11 protein-coding genes are annotated in these 15,609 nt (G+C 72.7%); 6 read left to right on the top strand and 5 right to left on the bottom strand.

The features are described from left to right. Positions 1-16: 16 nt before the first annotated feature. The 3 genes from WFJ17_RS18215 to WFJ17_RS18225 form a co-directional block, all read right to left on the bottom strand. Entirely contained in the window at positions 17-2,545 is a 2,529-nt protein-coding gene (locus WFJ17_RS18215) for a DEAD/DEAH box helicase (RefSeq protein WP_336649167.1), read from the bottom strand. A 220-nt stretch (positions 2,546-2,765) separates the two neighbouring features. Next, entirely contained in the window at positions 2,766-3,479 is a 714-nt protein-coding gene (deoD, locus tag WFJ17_RS18220) for a purine-nucleoside phosphorylase (RefSeq protein WP_251448183.1), read from the bottom strand. Positions 3,480-3,667: 188 nt separating this feature from the next. Further along, positions 3,668-4,330: a DNA alkylation repair protein gene (locus tag WFJ17_RS18225; protein ID WP_336649168.1), complete on the bottom strand. Its 663-nt coding sequence runs from the start codon at positions 4,328-4,330 to the stop codon at positions 3,668-3,670. Between the two features lie 175 nt (positions 4,331-4,505). On the opposite strand from WFJ17_RS18225, the gene WFJ17_RS18230 reads away from it, so the two are divergent. Then, positions 4,506-6,278 (top strand): glycoside hydrolase family 35 protein, encoded by a 1,773-nt coding sequence (locus WFJ17_RS18230; protein WP_336649169.1) that lies wholly within the window; start codon positions 4,506-4,508, stop codon positions 6,276-6,278. Positions 6,279-6,508: 230 nt separating this feature from the next. Here the strand turns inward: WFJ17_RS18230 and WFJ17_RS18235 are convergent, their stop codons facing one another. After that, complete coding sequence (locus WFJ17_RS18235) at positions 6,509-7,546, bottom strand: FUSC family protein (RefSeq protein ID WP_336649170.1); 1,038 nt, start codon at positions 7,544-7,546, stop codon at positions 6,509-6,511. 80 nt (positions 7,547-7,626) lie between these two features. On the opposite strand from WFJ17_RS18235, the gene WFJ17_RS18240 reads away from it, so the two are divergent. The 4 genes from WFJ17_RS18240 to WFJ17_RS18255 all read left to right on the top strand — a co-directional run bounded on the left by WFJ17_RS18240 (position 7,627) and on the right by WFJ17_RS18255 (position 13,594). After that, positions 7,627-8,832, top strand: coding sequence for an alpha/beta fold hydrolase (locus tag WFJ17_RS18240; RefSeq protein WP_251448195.1), 1,206 nt, complete (start codon positions 7,627-7,629; stop codon positions 8,830-8,832). A 335-nt stretch (positions 8,833-9,167) separates the two neighbouring features. Then, positions 9,168-9,542 (top strand): hypothetical protein, encoded by a 375-nt coding sequence (locus tag WFJ17_RS18245; protein ID WP_336649171.1) that lies wholly within the window; start codon positions 9,168-9,170, stop codon positions 9,540-9,542. 233 nt (positions 9,543-9,775) lie between these two features. After that, complete coding sequence (locus WFJ17_RS18250) at positions 9,776-12,619, top strand: helix-turn-helix transcriptional regulator (RefSeq protein ID WP_336649172.1); 2,844 nt, start codon at positions 9,776-9,778, stop codon at positions 12,617-12,619. A 138-nt stretch (positions 12,620-12,757) separates the two neighbouring features. After that, on the top strand, positions 12,758-13,594 hold the full coding sequence (locus WFJ17_RS18255) for an oxidoreductase (protein ID WP_336649173.1): 837 nt from the start codon (positions 12,758-12,760) through the stop codon (positions 13,592-13,594). Positions 13,595-13,775: 181 nt separating this feature from the next. On the opposite strand, the gene WFJ17_RS18260 is transcribed toward WFJ17_RS18255, so the two are convergent. Beyond that, positions 13,776-14,684: a siderophore-interacting protein gene (locus WFJ17_RS18260; protein WP_336649174.1), complete on the bottom strand. Its 909-nt coding sequence runs from the start codon at positions 14,682-14,684 to the stop codon at positions 13,776-13,778. Between the two features lie 30 nt (positions 14,685-14,714). On the opposite strand from WFJ17_RS18260, the gene WFJ17_RS18265 reads away from it, so the two are divergent. Further along, complete coding sequence (locus WFJ17_RS18265; protein ID WP_251448213.1) at positions 14,715-15,572, top strand: ABC transporter ATP-binding protein; 858 nt, start codon at positions 14,715-14,717, stop codon at positions 15,570-15,572. Positions 15,573-15,609: the final 37 nt, after the last annotated feature.

Here is a 15,609-nt window from a genome sequence, read left to right on the forward strand (position 1 = left end):
CCCTGAAGGGGCGGGATCAGAGCCGGTCCACGGCGGTCACGACGACGACCGCCTCGCCTGCCTCGTCGGAGGCGTCGAGATCGACCGTCGCGGAGATCCGCCAGTCGTGGTCGCCCGCGGGGTCGTCGAGGATCTGCTGTACGACCCAGGAGCGGGCCGGACGCTCGTGGCCCGGCCCTCCCGTCTCGTCGATGATGAGCAGCGCGGCGCTGCGGGCATCGGGGCCGGTGCGGATCTCGTCGTGCTCGGCGAAGTACGCGTCCAGCGCCGCATCCCAGCCCGCGGTCCCGAACTCGGGGTCGAGCCCCGCCAGGGCGTCCAGATCCTCTCGGGCTGCGAGCTGCACGCGACGGAACAGCTCATTGCGCACGAGGATCCGGAAGGCCCGCACGTTCGTCGTGAGCCGCTTCGGCGCCGGGGGCACCACCGGCTCCTCGTCGTGCGAGACGGGATGGCCGGAGACGAGCTCCTCCCATTCGTCGAGCAGGGAGGAATCGACCTGGCGCACGAGCTCGCCCAGCCATTCGATGAGGTCGCGCAGCTCCTCGGTCTTCAGGTGCTCGGGGATGGTCTGCGAGGCGGCCCGGTACGCATCAGAGAGGTAGCGCAGGACGACGCCCTCGGAGCGGGCGACCTTGTACAGCGCGACATATTCCCCGAACGACATGGCTCGCTCGTACATGTCCCGCACGACCGACTTGGGATGCAGCTCGAAGTCGCGGATCCAGGGCTGCGCCGCGCCGAAGGTCTCGAACGCGGCCGACAGCAGCTCTTCGAGGGGCTTCGGGTAGGTGATCTCCTCGAGCGCCTCCATGCGCTCCTCGTACTCCATGCCCTCGCGCTTCATCGCCGCCACGGCCTCGCCGCGCGCGACGAACTCCTGCTGGCTGAGGATCGCGCGGGGATCGTCGAGCGTCGCCTCCACGATCGAGAGCATGTCGAGCGCGAAGGCCGGATCCTCCGGATCCAGCAGTTCGAAGGCTGCGAGGGCGAAGGGGGAGAGCGGCTGGTTCAGGGCGAAGTTCGGCTGCAGGTCGACGGTGAGGCGGATCGTGCCGTCGGGGTCGCGCTCGACGATGCCCGACTCCCGCAGGGTGCGGTAGATGCCGATGGCCCGGAGGGCCAGGATCCGCTGCTTCGCCGGCGGCTCGTGGTTGTCGTATACCAGTGCGCGCATATTCGCGAAGACGTCGCCGCCGCGTCCGATCACGTTGAGCATCATGGCGCTCGTGATCTGCATGTGCGAGGTGAGCGTCTCGGGCTCGGCGGCGATGAGCTTCTGGAACGACGGCTCGCCCCAGGACACGAACCCGTCCGGCGCCTTCTTGCGGATGATCTTGCGCTTCTTCTTCGGATCATCGCCGGCCTTGCGGATCGCGGCGATGTTCTCCGATTCGTGCTCGGGAGCCTGGGCGACGACCGTGCCGGCGGTGTCGAAGCCGGCGCGGCCGGCACGGCCCGCGATCTGGTGGAACTCCCGGGCGTTGAGCTGGCGCATCCGGGTTCCGTCGAACTTCGTCAGCGCCGTGAGCAGCACCGTGCGGATCGGCACGTTGATTCCGACGCCGAGCGTGTCGGTGCCGCAGATCACGCGCAGGAGTCCGCGCTGGGCCAGCTGCTCGACGAGCCGGCGGTACTTCGGCAGCATGCCCGCGTGGTGCACGCCGATGCCGAGCCGCAGCAGCCGGGCCAGGGTCTTGCCGAACGAGGTGGTGAAGCGGAAGCCGCCGATGAGCGCCGCGATCTCGTCGCGCTGCTCGCGGGTGGCGACCTTCGCGCTCGCGAGCGCCTGGGCGCGCTCCATGGCCGCCGCCTGCGAGAAGTGCACGATGTAGACCGGGGCGCGGTCGGTGTGCAGCAGGTCGTCGATCGTCTCGTGGATCGGCATCGTCTCGTAGAAGAAGTGCAGGGGGACCGGGCGCTCGACGCCGGTCACGACGGCGGTGCCCCGGCCGGTGCGCCGGGTGAGGTCCGCGGCGAGCTCGGTCACGTCGCCGAGAGTGGCCGACATCAGCACGAACTGCGCCTGCGGCAGCGAGAGCAGCGGCACCTGCCAGGCCCAGCCGCGATCCGGGTCGCCGTAGAAGTGGAACTCGTCCATCACGACCTGGCCGACCTCGGCGTCCGGCCCCTCGCGCAGCGCCAGGTTCGCCAGGATCTCGGCGGTGCAGCACACGATCGGTGCGTCGGCATTGACGGCGGAGTCGCCCGTCACCATGCCGACGTTCTCCGCTCCGAAGACCTCGACCAGGCTGAAGAACTTCTCGCTCACGAGCGCCTTGATCGGGGCCGTGTAGTACGTGCGGCGCCCGGCGGCGAGGGCGGCGAAGTGCGCGGCGACGGCGACCAGCGACTTGCCGGTCCCGGTCGGGGTGCTGAGGATCAGGTTCTGCCCCGAGACGATCTCGATGACCGCCTCGTCCTGCGCGGGGTAGAGCGAGATCCCGGTGGACTCGGCCCATTCGACGAACGCGAGATAGACCGCGTCAGGATCCGGATCCCCCGCGGCCGGGCGGACGACGGACGGATCGAGGCGCGCAGACATGATGCATCGATCATCCCACCCGCCGGAGTCGCCGAGCGGCTGGTCTGGGGGCCACGGCCGACACAACTCAGGCTGGACGATCGGCTCCGCCTCGGAATGGTCCCGGAATCCGGGGTTCCGTGACCTCCAGCCTGAATACGGGGAGATGCTCCGCCCCGCCCCGGGGTCGTGGGCCGGGGCGACCGCTCGCGCAGTCGGCGCCCGCGACCCGCACGCCGGGTCAGGCCGCGGTCGCGGCCTCCAGCGCGATGCGCACCATGTCGCCGAAGCTCTGCTCCCGCTCCAGGGCCGTGGTCTCCTCGTGCGTGACGAGATGGTCCGACACCGTGCAGATGCTGAGGGCCCGCCGGCCGAAGAACGCGGCGAGCGTGTAGAGCGCGCTGGTCTCCATCTCCACCGCGAGCGCGCCGTGCGCGACGAACGGCTCGGTCAGCTCGGGGCGGGTGCTGTAGAACTGGTCGCTCGAGAAGAGCAGGCCGACGTGCACGGCATGGTCGAGGTCCGCCCGCTCGCTCGCCTCGACGGCGCGCCGCAGCAGGGAGAAGTCGGCGACGGGGGCGTAGTCCTGGTCGTGGAAGCGGATCCGGTTGATCCCCGAGTCGGTGCACGCGCCGTTCGCGATGATGATGTCGCGCATGCCGACCTTCTCGGTGAGCGCGCCGCATGAGCCCACCCGCACGATCGTCTGCACGTCGTACTCGCGGAACAGCTCGTTGGCGTAGATCGACATGGACGGCTGCCCCATGCCGGATCCCTGCACGGAGACGCGATGCCCCTGCCAGGTGCCGGTGAAGCCGAGCATGCCGCGCACCTCGGAGTAGCACTCCGCGTCGTCGAGGAAGGTCTCCGCGATCCACTTCGCCCGCAGCGGGTCTCCGGGGAAGAGGACGACGGGGGCGATCTGGCCGGGCGCGGCGGCGATGTGCGTGCTCATGCGATCAGGGTAGCGAGACGGATTCGGGTCGGACCGGGTCGTGCGCGCATGCGCAGGCGGGCGCCGGATTGCGGGCGGGCGCCGGATTGCGGAACGGGCGCCGGATTGCGGAACGGGCGCCGGATTGCGCGGGCGGGCGCCGGATTTCCCGGGCTGGCGCCGGACCCGGGGGTGAGTGCGGCCGGGCCTCAGCCCTGCCGGCGGACCATCTCGGCGATCCACAGCGGTGCGAACGGCGAGGTGCAGTTCGGCGGCGTCGGGTAGTCGGCCAGCACCTGCAGGCGTTCCCCGATCGCGATCGCACGGTCGCGCAGCGCCGCGTGGTGGATGCCGATCTGTGCGAGCGTCTCGTTCATCGCCCACTGCTCGCGCGCGGGCGCGGCCACGAGCTCGCGTTCGATCCGGTCGAGCAGCCCGTCGAGGTCGAGGCCGTCGGGATCCTTCGCGACCCGGGCGGAGGTGAGCGACCAGGCCGCCGCACGCGCATCCGGATCCGCGTCGTCCAGCCAGCGCAGGCGCAGCTCCTCGGCGAGCGGCGACTTCTTCACGAGGTAGGCGACGAGCCAGTCGTGCGCCTTCGCGCTCTGCGTCGACCGCAGCATGCGGTCGAGATCGTCGGCGTCGAGGGCGCGGGGCTTCGCGACGAGGATGCCGAGGAGCTGTCCCGCCACATCCCCGGAGTCGTACAGCTCACCGGCGAGCTCCGGATCCGTCCCGATCCGCTTCGCGAGCGCGCGCAGCTTCGAGAGGTTCACGCCGTGCGCGTCGCCGTGGCGCTCATTGACCGCGCGCGCCTTCGGATCCTCCAGGGCGGCGAGCTCGGCGAGGGCGTCGGCAAGGGTCGTGGACATGCCGTCAGCCTAGAACCGTGTGTCGAACTCCGTCGATCCGGGGGATTTCGACCGTGCGCCCGCGGAAGGCGCCGAATCGACGGAGTTCGACACCGCCTCGCGCGCGCAGGTGCGCTGGGATCCGCACGTGAGCGACAATGGTGACGCAAACATCGCGTCCGATCCCAGGAGAGCCATGACCGAGACCCCGAGCCCCGCGCTCACCCACCGCGACGGCGCCCTGCTGCGCCACGGTCGGCCGTTCCGGATGCTGTCGGGAGCGGTGCACTACTTCCGCATCCACCCCGACCAGTGGGAGGACCGGCTGCGCCGCCTCGCGGCGATGGGGGCGAACACGGTCGACACCTACATCCCGTGGAACTTCCACGAGCGGGTCGAGGGCGAAGCGGACTTCACCGGCTGGCGCGACGCCGAGCGGTTCATCCGGCTCGCCGGAGACGTCGGCCTCGACGTCTTCGTGCGCCCGAGCCCGTACATCTGCGCCGAGTGGTCGAACGGCGGGATCCCGTTCTGGCTGAGCGCACGCACGGGCGCCCTGCGCACGAGCGACCCGGTCTTCCTCGCCGCGGTCGACGCCTGGTACGACGCGCTGATCCCGCGGCTGGCCCCGCTGCAGGCCGCGCACGGCGGGCCCATCACCGCGGTCCAGGTCGAGAACGAGTACGGATCCTTCGGCAGCGACCACGACTATCTCGTGCACCTGCGGGACGCCCTGCGCTCGCGCGGCATCGTCGAGCTGCTCACGACGGCCGACGGCACGACCGCGGACATGGTGCGCAACGGCAGCGTCGAGGGCGCGATGGGGTCGTTCACGTTCGGCACCGGAGTGGCGCTCGCGAAGAAGCTGCGCCGGCCCGGCGACGCGCTGATGTGCGCCGAGCTGTGGGGCGGATGGTTCGACCACTGGGGCGAGCAGCACCACGTGCGGTCGGCGGCGAGCATGATCGGCACGGTCGAGGAGCTGCTCGCGGAGGGCGGATCCGTGAGCCTGTACATGGCGCACGGCGGCACGAACTTCGGCCTGTGGGCCGGCGCGAACCACGACGGCGCGCTGCAGCCGACGGTCACCTCGTACGACTCCGACGCGCCGATCGGCGAGGACGGATCCCTGAACGACAAGTTCCACGCGCTGCGGGCCGTCTTCGCGCCGTTCCACGACGGCGACCTGCCGCCGATCCCGGCAGCGCCGCGCCGGCAGCCGGCCGCCTCGGCTCCGCTGAGCCCGGTCGCGTCGCTCCTCGACGTCGTGCGCGCCGTCCCCGCCGGTGCTGCCGTGCCGATGCCGCTCTCCTTCGAGGAGCTCGGCGCCGAGGACGGTCTGGTCGTGTACGAGGCGGAGATCACGTACGCCCCCGGTGCCGCGCTGACCGTCGACGTGCTGCACGACCGGGCGGTCGTCCACCTCGACGGCGTGCGCCTCGGCGTGCTCGAGCGGGACGGGGAGCGGTCGCTCGATCTACCGGCGGAGGGAGGATCCGGCGTGCTCACGCTCGTCGTGGAGAGCCAGGGGCGCGTCAACTACGGCCCGCACACGGGGGAGCGCAAGGGCATCCTCGCCGGGGTGCGGATCGGGCGCCGGTTCGCCCACGGCTGGACCCACCGTGTCGTCCCGCAGGAGGCGCCTGCGGATCCGGCTCTGCCCGACGCGGCGGCCCCGGCGGCCGCAGCGCCGGTCGATGGGCTCGCCGTCGCCGTGTTCGACGTCGCAGACCCCGCCGACGCCTGGCTCGTGTTCCCCGGCACCGGCAACGCCCTGGTGTGGCTGAACGGGTTCCTGCTCGGACGCTCCCGTGCCGTGGGCCCGCAGGTCACGCTGTACGCGCCGGGCCCGCTGTGGCGGGAGGGACGCAACGAGATCCGCGTGCTCGACACCGACGCGCTCGGATCCGCCGTCGAGATCCGCGAGGAGCCCGACCTCGGCCCGGTGGAGGAGTTCATCGGGTCGTAGCGTGCCCGGTGGGCGAGGGGCCGCGCGCACAGTTCAGGCTGGACTTCGCGGGCGCGCCGGTATCGGCGGTCTTCGGGGCCCTTCGGCGAGCTCCAGCCTGAGTTGTGCACGGACGGGAGGCGAGCCCGCCGTCGGCTCGCGACCGATCCGGGTCCGCGGCCGCGGCCTGATCCGCGGGCGGGGCCCGATCGGCGGCCGGGACCGGATCTGGGGCAGGGACCGGATCCGCCTCAGTCCTGGTCGCGCAGGCCGGCGCGGATGCGGCGCAGATCCTCGGTGAGGGAGCCGATCAGCACCCAATTGCGCGACGACGGCGGACGGATGTCGAGCGCCGAGGTGAGCGCCGGGATCGCCGAGGTGAGCGTCTCGGGCTCCGGATCCACCTCGGCGAGCTGCACGGCGAGGCGCACGTCGTGCCCGGCGCGGTGCAGCTGCTCGGCGATCGCCGGCACCGACGGTTCGGCCGGCAGGGTGTCGTCGTACTGATCGACGTAGGCGCGGGTCATGCCGATGACCTGCGTCACGATCGGGCCGAGCCGTTCGAGCAGCGCGCTCATCGCCGCGAGCTCCGTGCGGTGCCGGGATCCGCGCGGGTTCAGGGTGAGGGATTCCTCGCCCGCACCGAGCGATGCGTCGGCGGCGTCCTTCATCGGACGCAGCAGCCGTGCCTCGAGCATCAGCTCCTGCAGGCGCGCGGGGCTCTGCGGTTCGGTGATCGCGTCGCCGAGCCGGTCGAGGGTCGCCGCGAGCTCTCCGCCGAGCAGGGCGAGGTCGCGCCGCGCCGGATCCACGAGCACCGGGGGCACCACGACCACGTTGACGACGAAGCCGATGGCCGCGCCGATGAGGGTCTCCAGGATCCGGTCCACGGCGTAGTCGGGGCTCGCGGATCCGAGCGCGAGCACGAGCATCGCCGAGATCGCCACCTGGTTCGCGGTGCCCGGCGTCGCCTTGAACGACCACGCCACCACCATCGCCACGACGACCGCGAGCAGCACGACCCAGCTGAGTCCGCCGAGGGCGAGGCTCAGCAGCACCGCGATCACGACGCCCGCGATGACGCCGATGCTGCGCTCCACGGCCTTCGCGAACGACTGGTTCACGCTCGGCTGCACGACGAGCAGCGCGGCGATCGCCGCGAACACGGGAAGGTGCCCCGGCACGAGCCAGCCCGCGATCAGCCAGGCCGCGATCGTGGCCGCGGCCGACTTCGCCACCTGCAGCAGCGGCGCGCGTCGTGCGGCGCGGAGGGCGGCGAGCGGACGCATGACTCCACGGTAGTCCGCGCGGCTGTGCGCGGTGCGACCCGCAGTAGAGTGACGCGCACAGCGTCGGATCGGATGGATTCGTGAGCAGCACTCGGGGAACGCGCAGCGGCCGCAGGGTCAGGGGAGCCCTGTTCCTTGTGGTGCTCGCGCTGCTGAGCATGCTCGCGGGCGCCGAGGGCATGCGGGTCGGCGGCGATGCCGAGGAGGCCGACGGCCGCGCCGCGTTCTACGCGCAGCCCTCGCCGGTGCAGGCCGGGGTGCCGGGCGCCCTGGTGAAGACCGAGGAGCTCGTCGGGGTGCCCCCGCTGACGCGGGCATGGCGGATCATGTACCACTCGACCGACCTCGACGGGGCGGACGTGATCGTGACCGGCGTGCTCGTGGTCCCGCTCGGCGCGGCCCCGGCGGGCGGGCGGACGGTCGTGTCCTGGGGGCATCCGACGACGGGCTCCGCGCCGGAGTGCGCGCCCTCGTACCAGTTCGATCCGTTCCTGCTGACCGAGGGGCTGCGGGCGATGCTCGATCGCGGGTACGCCGTGGTCGGCACCGACTATGCCGGGATGGGCACGGCCGGTCCCGATTCCTACCTCGTCGCGGTGACGGAGGCGCGCAACGTGCTCGACGCCGTGCGCGCGGCCCAGGGGATCCCCGAGGCCCAGGCGGGCGAGGACGTCGTCCTGTGGGGGCATTCGCAGGGAGGGCAGGCGGTGCTGCGCGCGGCGGAGATCGCCGGGTCCTACGCCCCGGAGCTGCGGATCCGCGCGGTCGCGGCCGCCGCCCCCGCCGCGCAGCTGGACCGGCTCGTGAAGGCGCATCTCGACGACATCTCGGGGGTCACGATCGGCTCGTACGCCTTCCCGGCCTACGCCCGTGTCTACGGCGCCACGGTGCCGGGTGCGCGACTGGACGGGATCCTCACCCCTGCCGCCATCGCGGACGCCCCGCGGATGAACCGGCTCTGCCTGCTGAGCGATCTCTCCGAGCTCCACGCCATCGGGACGCCGCTGGTCGGGACCTTCTTCCTCGCCGATCCGACCGTCACGGAGCCCTGGCGGACGCTCCTCTTCGAGAACTCCGCCGGATCGGTACCCTTCGCCGCGCCGCTCTTCCTCGCCCAGGGCGAGTCGGACGCGCTGGTGATCCCCGCCGACACCCGTGCGTTCGCGGAGCATGAGCGGGCGATGGGCATGGACGTCACGTTCGAGGCGATCCCGTTCGCCGACCACGGGACGGTGGCCTATCTCGCGATCCCCGCGCTGATGGCCTGGCTGGACCGGCTCGGCTGACCCGGGGTCGCCGGGGTGCGCGGGGGCCACCGGGGTGTGCCCGGGTCCGGGTTGCGGGGCGGATGCGGACGTTGTGCAGGGAGGCGACGTGTTGTGCAGGGCCGGCCCTGTCCGCGGTCGTGGATCCGGCCCTGAATCCTGCGTCTCGCGGGCGATCGGGCCCTCGGGGCGCCGGATCGACCCTGCAGAACGGCGCGGGGTCCCTGCAGAACGGCGCGTTCGCGGATGAGCCGGATCCGGATCTGAGGTACCCGGCTCGGAAGTTAAGGCATCTGCCCGATGGGGCGAGGGGGCCTTAGCGACGAGCGTATGAGTACCGGAGAAGGAGAGACACCATGGACCTGCACCCCTCGATGAGCTACCGCATCTCGACGCTCGAGATCGAGCAGGCGGCCATCCGCGCCGAGCGCGCGAGGATCGCCGCCGAGCACGCCGACCAGATCGTGCGGCGCGACGGGATCCTGCGCCGCATGTTCCCGCGGCGGCAGACCGGCCGGGTCGCGACGGCCGCGGTCGAGACGGCCGCGGCCCCCACGGTCGCGCCCGCCGCGGTCGAGACGGCCGCAGCCCCCACGGTCGCGCCCGCCGCGCCCGCCGCAGTCCCGGCGTCCGCCGCGGCCCCCGCGATCGAGCCCGCCGCGCAGGTCGCGTCCGCATCGGACGAGACCCGTGAGCGCGAGCTCGTCGGCTGCGTCTCGCACGCCGCATGAGTGCGGCGGCGCCCGTCCCGGCGCCCGCCGCGGCCCCGTCCGACACGCGGCCGTCCGCCCTGTCGTCGACGGCGGACGTCGCACCCGAGAGCCTCCCGACGACGGATCCGGCACAGGATCCGCTGCCGTCGGGAGGCTCTTCCGCGTCCGTCGAGAACGGGGCCGGCTCTGCCGAGAGCGGCGCCGCGCCCGCGGCGGCTCCCGATGTCCGTGGCGGGTGGCACGATGAAGGCATGTCCCTCGCCACCACGTCGACCGTCATGGTCGGGCGCGATGCCGAACTCGCCCTCCTCGACGACGCCCTGCGCCGCGTGGAGGCCGGCGAGTCCGCCTCCGTGCTCGTCGGCGGCGAGGCGGGCATCGGCAAGTCCCGGCTGACGGCGGAGTTCCGCCGCCGGGTAGCCGACCAGGCCACGGTGCTGACGGGCTGGTGCCTCGACTACGGATCCACGCCGGCGCCCTTCGGCCCGCTCCCCGCGATCCTGCGCGGAGTGCTCGACGAGCTCGGCGAGCGGGCCGACGAGGCCGCGGGCCCGGGTCGCGACGCCCTGCAGCTGCTGCTGCCCGAGCGCGCCGCCGGTCCGGTCGACCGGTCGGCGATCCGCCCCGAGGGGCTGCGCGAGACGATCGCCAATCTGCTCGAGGCGGCCGCCTCCGTCCGTCCCGTGGTGGTCGTGATCGAAGACCTGCACTGGGCCGACGCCGCGACCCTGTCGATGCTGTCGTTCCTGCTCCGCGCCCTCGCGGGCCGCCCCGTGCTGTTCCTGCTCACCTGCCGCATCGACGAGGTGCGCCGCGGCGGCGAGGTGCGCACGTTCCTCGCCGAGGCCGAACGCGCGCGCCTCCTCGATCGCGTGACCCTCGACCGGCTCGACGCGAGCTCCGTGCGCGATCTCGTACAGCGGCTGCGCGGTCCGGTGGGCGACGCGGGCCTCGCCCGGCTCATGGAGCGCAGCGAGGGCGTGCCCTTCTTCGTCGAGGAGCTGCTCTGCAACGTCCAGGGCCCGATGCCCGACACCCTGCGCGACGTGCTGCTCGCCCGATTCGACGCCCTCGGCGACGACGCGAAGCGCGTCGTGCGGGTCGCCTCGGGGTCCGACGGGGCGATCGCGCACGACCTGCTCGCCGCACTCGCGGGCTTCGGCGACGAGCGACTGGACGAGGCCGTGCGCGAGGCGATGGGTGCGGGCATCGTCGAGATCGCCGATCGGGAGAGCTACGGCTTCCGGCACGCGCTGCTGCGCGAGGCCGTCCACGACGATCTGCTCCCCGGGGAGCGCGCCCGCCTGCACTGGGCGTACGCCGATGCGCTGGAGGCGGCCGGTGCGGCGCCGTCGACGCTCGCTTTCCACTGGCACCGCGCCCATGACTCGCCGCGCGCGCTCGCCGCAGCCGTCACCGCGATGCACGAGGCGAAGAACAGTTACGCCTTCTCCACGGCGGCGCGGTTCGGCGAGCTCGCGCTGGAGTTGTGGGAGCAGGTGCCCGATGCCGCGCAGGTCGCCGGCATCGAGCGGATCCCCCTGCTCGCGCAGGTCGGATCCATCCTGCGCAACGGCGGCGACGGGGAGCGCGCGCTCGCCGTCGTCTCGCTCGCGCTCGACGAGATCGACCCCGCGGTCGTCGATCCCCCGGTGCACGCACGGCTGCTGCGCGACAAGGCGCTCTACCTGCAGAATCTCGGTCGCGGCGGGTCCGCCGACCTGTTCCTCGAGGCGATCGCGATCATCGAGTCCGAACCGGGGCAGGAGCGGCTGAGAGCCGCACTGCTGGGCTATCTCGCGGGGCGCTACCTCATCGGAGCGCGGCTGGAGGAGGCCGTCGCGACCGCCGACGAGGCGTTCCGGATGGCGGAGTCGATCGGCTTCGACAACGTCATGTCGGTCGCCGCGAACCTGCGCGGCTGCAGCCGGATCCATCTCGGCGAGGTCGAGGCCGGCCTCGCCGACTTCCGCCTGTCCTGGGAGCACGCGGCCGACCATGACGCCCAGCTGCGCTACCGGGTCAACTACGCCGACAGCCTGAACATGCTCGGGCGCTTCCGTGAGGCCGTGGAGGTCGCCGAAGCCGGCGTCGCGCACTCGCGCACGCTCGGCGTGGAGCGGTCGACCGGCGCGATTCTCTCGCACAACATGGTCGAACCCCTCCTCGAGCTCGGTGAGATCGACCGGGTGGAGGAGATCTCCGCGCGCGAGCTCGCCGTGCGCACGCTGCAGGTCTTCCGGATGTACTCGACGATGTCGCGCATCCGGGCGCTGGTCTGGCGCGGCGAGATGGACGAGGCCGTCCGCGTGCTCGGCGAATGGCGATCGATCGCCGAGGGCGTCGCGTCCGTCGAACGGCAGGTCTGGTACTCGCTGCACGACGTCGAGATCCTCATCGCGCTCGGGCTCGGCGATGCGGTGCGCGCCGCCGCGGTGCTCCGCACGGTGATCGAGGATCCGGGTCGGCGGCTCGCCCTGCTGGGGCGGATCCTGCTCGAGGGAGGGCGGGTGGTCGCCGACCTCCGTGCGGACGGCCACGGTCCGCTCGCCGAGTCGACGGCCGAGCTCGTGCGCGCGCGGTGGCACTCCCTGCCCGCCGAGCTGCAGCATCCGCACTGGGCCGCCGTGCTCATGGCGCTCCTGGACGCGGATCCGGAGCGGCTCAATGCCGCCGTCGTGCTGGCCGACGGCGACGACGTGCCCGCCGTCTTCCGTCCTCTCGTCCGGCTGGAGCGCGCCAGAGCGCTCGTGGCGGCGGGCGACCGAGCAGCCGCCGTCGAGCGGGCGGCCGAGGCCGCCGCGGTCGCGGAGGAGCTGGGGCACGACCGGCTGCGCCGTCAGACCCGGGAGTTCATGGACGCCGCGGGGCTGCACCGCACCGCGGCGCGCGATGCGAGCGCGGTGGAGGGCGTCGAGCTCACGGCGCGGGAGCAGCAGGTGCTCGACCTCATCGCCGAGGGGCTCAGCAACCGTCAGATCGGCGAGCGGCTGTTCATCAGCGGGAAGACCGCGAGCGTGCACGTCTCGGCGATCCTGCGCAAGCTCGGCGTCTCCAGCCGCACGGAGGCCGCTGTCGCCCAGCGCGTGCGCTGAGGCCCGACCACGGCCCACGAGCCGCGCGGGGACCGGGGACATCGCTGAGTTCGGAGGCCGCGCAGGGGTGAGGCGTGTCAGGCTGGAGACCGGAGTCCGAGACACGGGCCGACGGCGATGAGATCCGGGGAGTTCGTGATGGCAGCACAGGTCGCACTGGTCACGGGTGCCTCCTCGGGGATCGGGGAGGCCGCCGCACGGCGTCTGCGGGATGCCGGGTTCACGGTCTACGCCGCCGCGCGGCGGGTGGATCGCATGGCGAGCCTGCGGGAGGCCGGGGTGCACACGATGAGCCTCGATGTCACCGACGCCGCCTCCGCGCAGGCGGCGGTCGCGCAGATCCTCGCGGAGCAGAGCAGGATCGACCTGCTCGTCAACAACGCGGGCTACGGCTCGTACGGGGCGCTCGAGGACGTACCGCTCAGCGAGGCGCAGGCCCAGCTCGACGTGAACGTGCTGGGACTCGCGCGCATGACGCAGCTCGTGCTGCCGCAGCTGCGGGCGCAGCGCAGCGGCACGATCATCAACATCGCATCGATGGGCGGGAACTTCACGACGCCGCTCGGCGCCTGGTATCACGCCAGCAAGTACGCCGTCGAGGCGCTCAGCGACGCGATGCGGATGGAGCTGGCCCCCTTCGGCATCGACGTCGTCGTCATCGAGCCCGGATCCATCCGCACCGAGTGGGGCGCGATCGCCGCCGCCGCGGTGCTCGAGACGTCGGGCGACGGCCCGTACCGCACGCAGGCGGAGCAGGTCGCGACCTCGCTGGGCCGCACTTCGGCTCCGGGCGCGAGGATGACGTCCTCGCCCGAGGTCGTCGCGCGGGCGATCGTGACAGCGGCCACGGCCCGCCGTCCCCGTGCGCGCTACCGCATCGGCTTCGGCGCGAAGCCCCTCGTGCTGGCGCACCGGATCCTGCCCGCGCGCGTGTTCGACCGTCTCATCCGGCGCGGGATGGGCGTCGCGGGCTGAGCCGTCGTCGGGCTTCCCGGTGGGCTTTCCCCCCTTCCCACCGGGCTCCACCCGTTCAGGTCGCAGAAGATGTCGCTGTCCGGCGGTCGGAACGACACTTTTCGCGACGGGAACGGAACGACCGCGGGCGGGATGAATGCGGGCGGGAGCGTGCGGCCGACGCCCGGACGCCGTGCCCGCCTCAGGCGGCCTCCGCCCGCCCCCGGCGCCAGTACCCCATGAACGCGACCGACCGGCGATCGATGCCGAGGTCGCGCACGAGGTGGCGGCGCAGGGCGGTGATCGTCGACGCCTCTCCGGCGAGCCAGGCGTAGCAGGATCCGACGGCGGCGTCCGGGACCTCCCAGAGCACCTCGTCCTCGCTCGGGTCGGCGAGGTCGGTTCCCGTCGTCACCGCGGGCTCGTCCTCGGCCGCTCGGGTCTCGCCCCATGCGTGCACCGCCGCGCTCAGGCGCAGCCCGTGCGCAGCGCTCCCGCGGGCCAGCCACCGGATCGCGACGCCCTCGGGTGCGGCGAGAGGAAGCGCGTCGGCCTCGGTGGGGACCTCGATGTAGACGGATCCGGTCACGTGCGCCGGCAGCGACTCGACGATCGCGCAGATCGCCGGCACCGCGGTCTCGTCCCCGGCGATGAGCACCGATCCGGCATCGCCCGGGTTCCACTCCAGTCCTCCGGTCTCGTCGGCGCGGGCATCGGGGCCGATCACGACCAGCGGCGCGCCGGGCGCGGCGGCCGAGGCCCAGGCGGACGCGGGGCCCTCGGTGCCGTGCAGCACGAAGTCGACGTCGATCTCACGGACCTCCGGCCGCACCGCGCGGATCGTGTAGGTGCGAATCGGATTGCGGCTCTCATCGGGGAGTTCTCGCCAGCGGCGATACCACTCCATCATCCCCACCGTCTCGTCGAACTGGCCGACGTCGGTGAAGGATCCGTCGGGCAGCGGCAGGACGAGCTTGATGCGCTGATCGAGGCCGGCGGTGCCGAAGTGCACGAGATCGGGGCCGGTCAGCGTCACGCGCAGGAAGTTCGGCGACAGCTGGGTTCGATGCGCGACGGTGGTGCGGTAGGTCCGGTAGGGGTGATGTGACACGCTCACAAGGATAGGTTAGGCTCCCCTAACATGACGAATCGGGATTCCTCCGGCTCCCTCCTGCCGGCCGGGCTCGAGGCAGAGGGCCTCGCCCTGCACTACGGCCGCACCCCCGTCGTGCACGACGTCGCGCTGAGTCTTCGGCCCGGAGCAGTCACGGCGCTCATCGGCCCGAACGGCAGCGGGAAATCCACCGCGCTGCGTGCCATCGCGCGGCTGCACCGCGTCCACGCGGGGTCCGTGCGGATCGACGCCGCCGGCGCCGATCGCGACGCGGCGGCGCTGGATGCGAAGGAGTTCGCGCGCACCGTGGCGATGCTCTCGCAGTCGCGGCCGCATCCCTCGGGCCTGGAGGTGCGCGACGTCGTGACCTTCGGGCGGCACCCGCATCGCGGCCGGTTCTCCGGCCTGCGCGACGAGGACCGCGCGGCGATCGACCGGGCGCTCGCCCTCACCGGGCTGGACGCGATGGGGGCGCGTCCGGTGGATGAGCTCTCCGGCGGGGAGCTGCAGCGCGTCTGGCTCGCCACCGCGCTCGCGCAGACCACGCCGATCCTGCTGCTCGACGAGCCGACCAACCACCTCGACCTGCGCTACCAGATGGAGACGCTCGACCTCATCCGCGACCTCGCCGATGCCGGCACGGCCCTGGGCGTCGTGCTGCACGATCTGGACCACGCCGCCGCGGTCGCCGATCGGGTCGTGCTCCTCCACGACGGCCGGGTGCGCGCGTGCGGCACCCCGGCCGAGGTGCTCACCGGCGAGAACCTCTCCGCGGCCTACGGGCTGCGCATCGACACCCTGCTCGACGACGACGGCCGGGTGCGCGTGATCCCGCGCGGCCGTCACTCCGCCCGCCGTCCCGTCCCCGAACCGCAGCCCGCCTGATCGCGGGCCGACGCCGCCGCGCCGCACGATCGTCGTC

Origin of the sequence: Microbacterium sp. MMO-10, from assembly GCF_037148715.1 — a bacterium.
GTDB lineage: Bacteria > Actinomycetota > Actinomycetes > Actinomycetales > Microbacteriaceae > Microbacterium.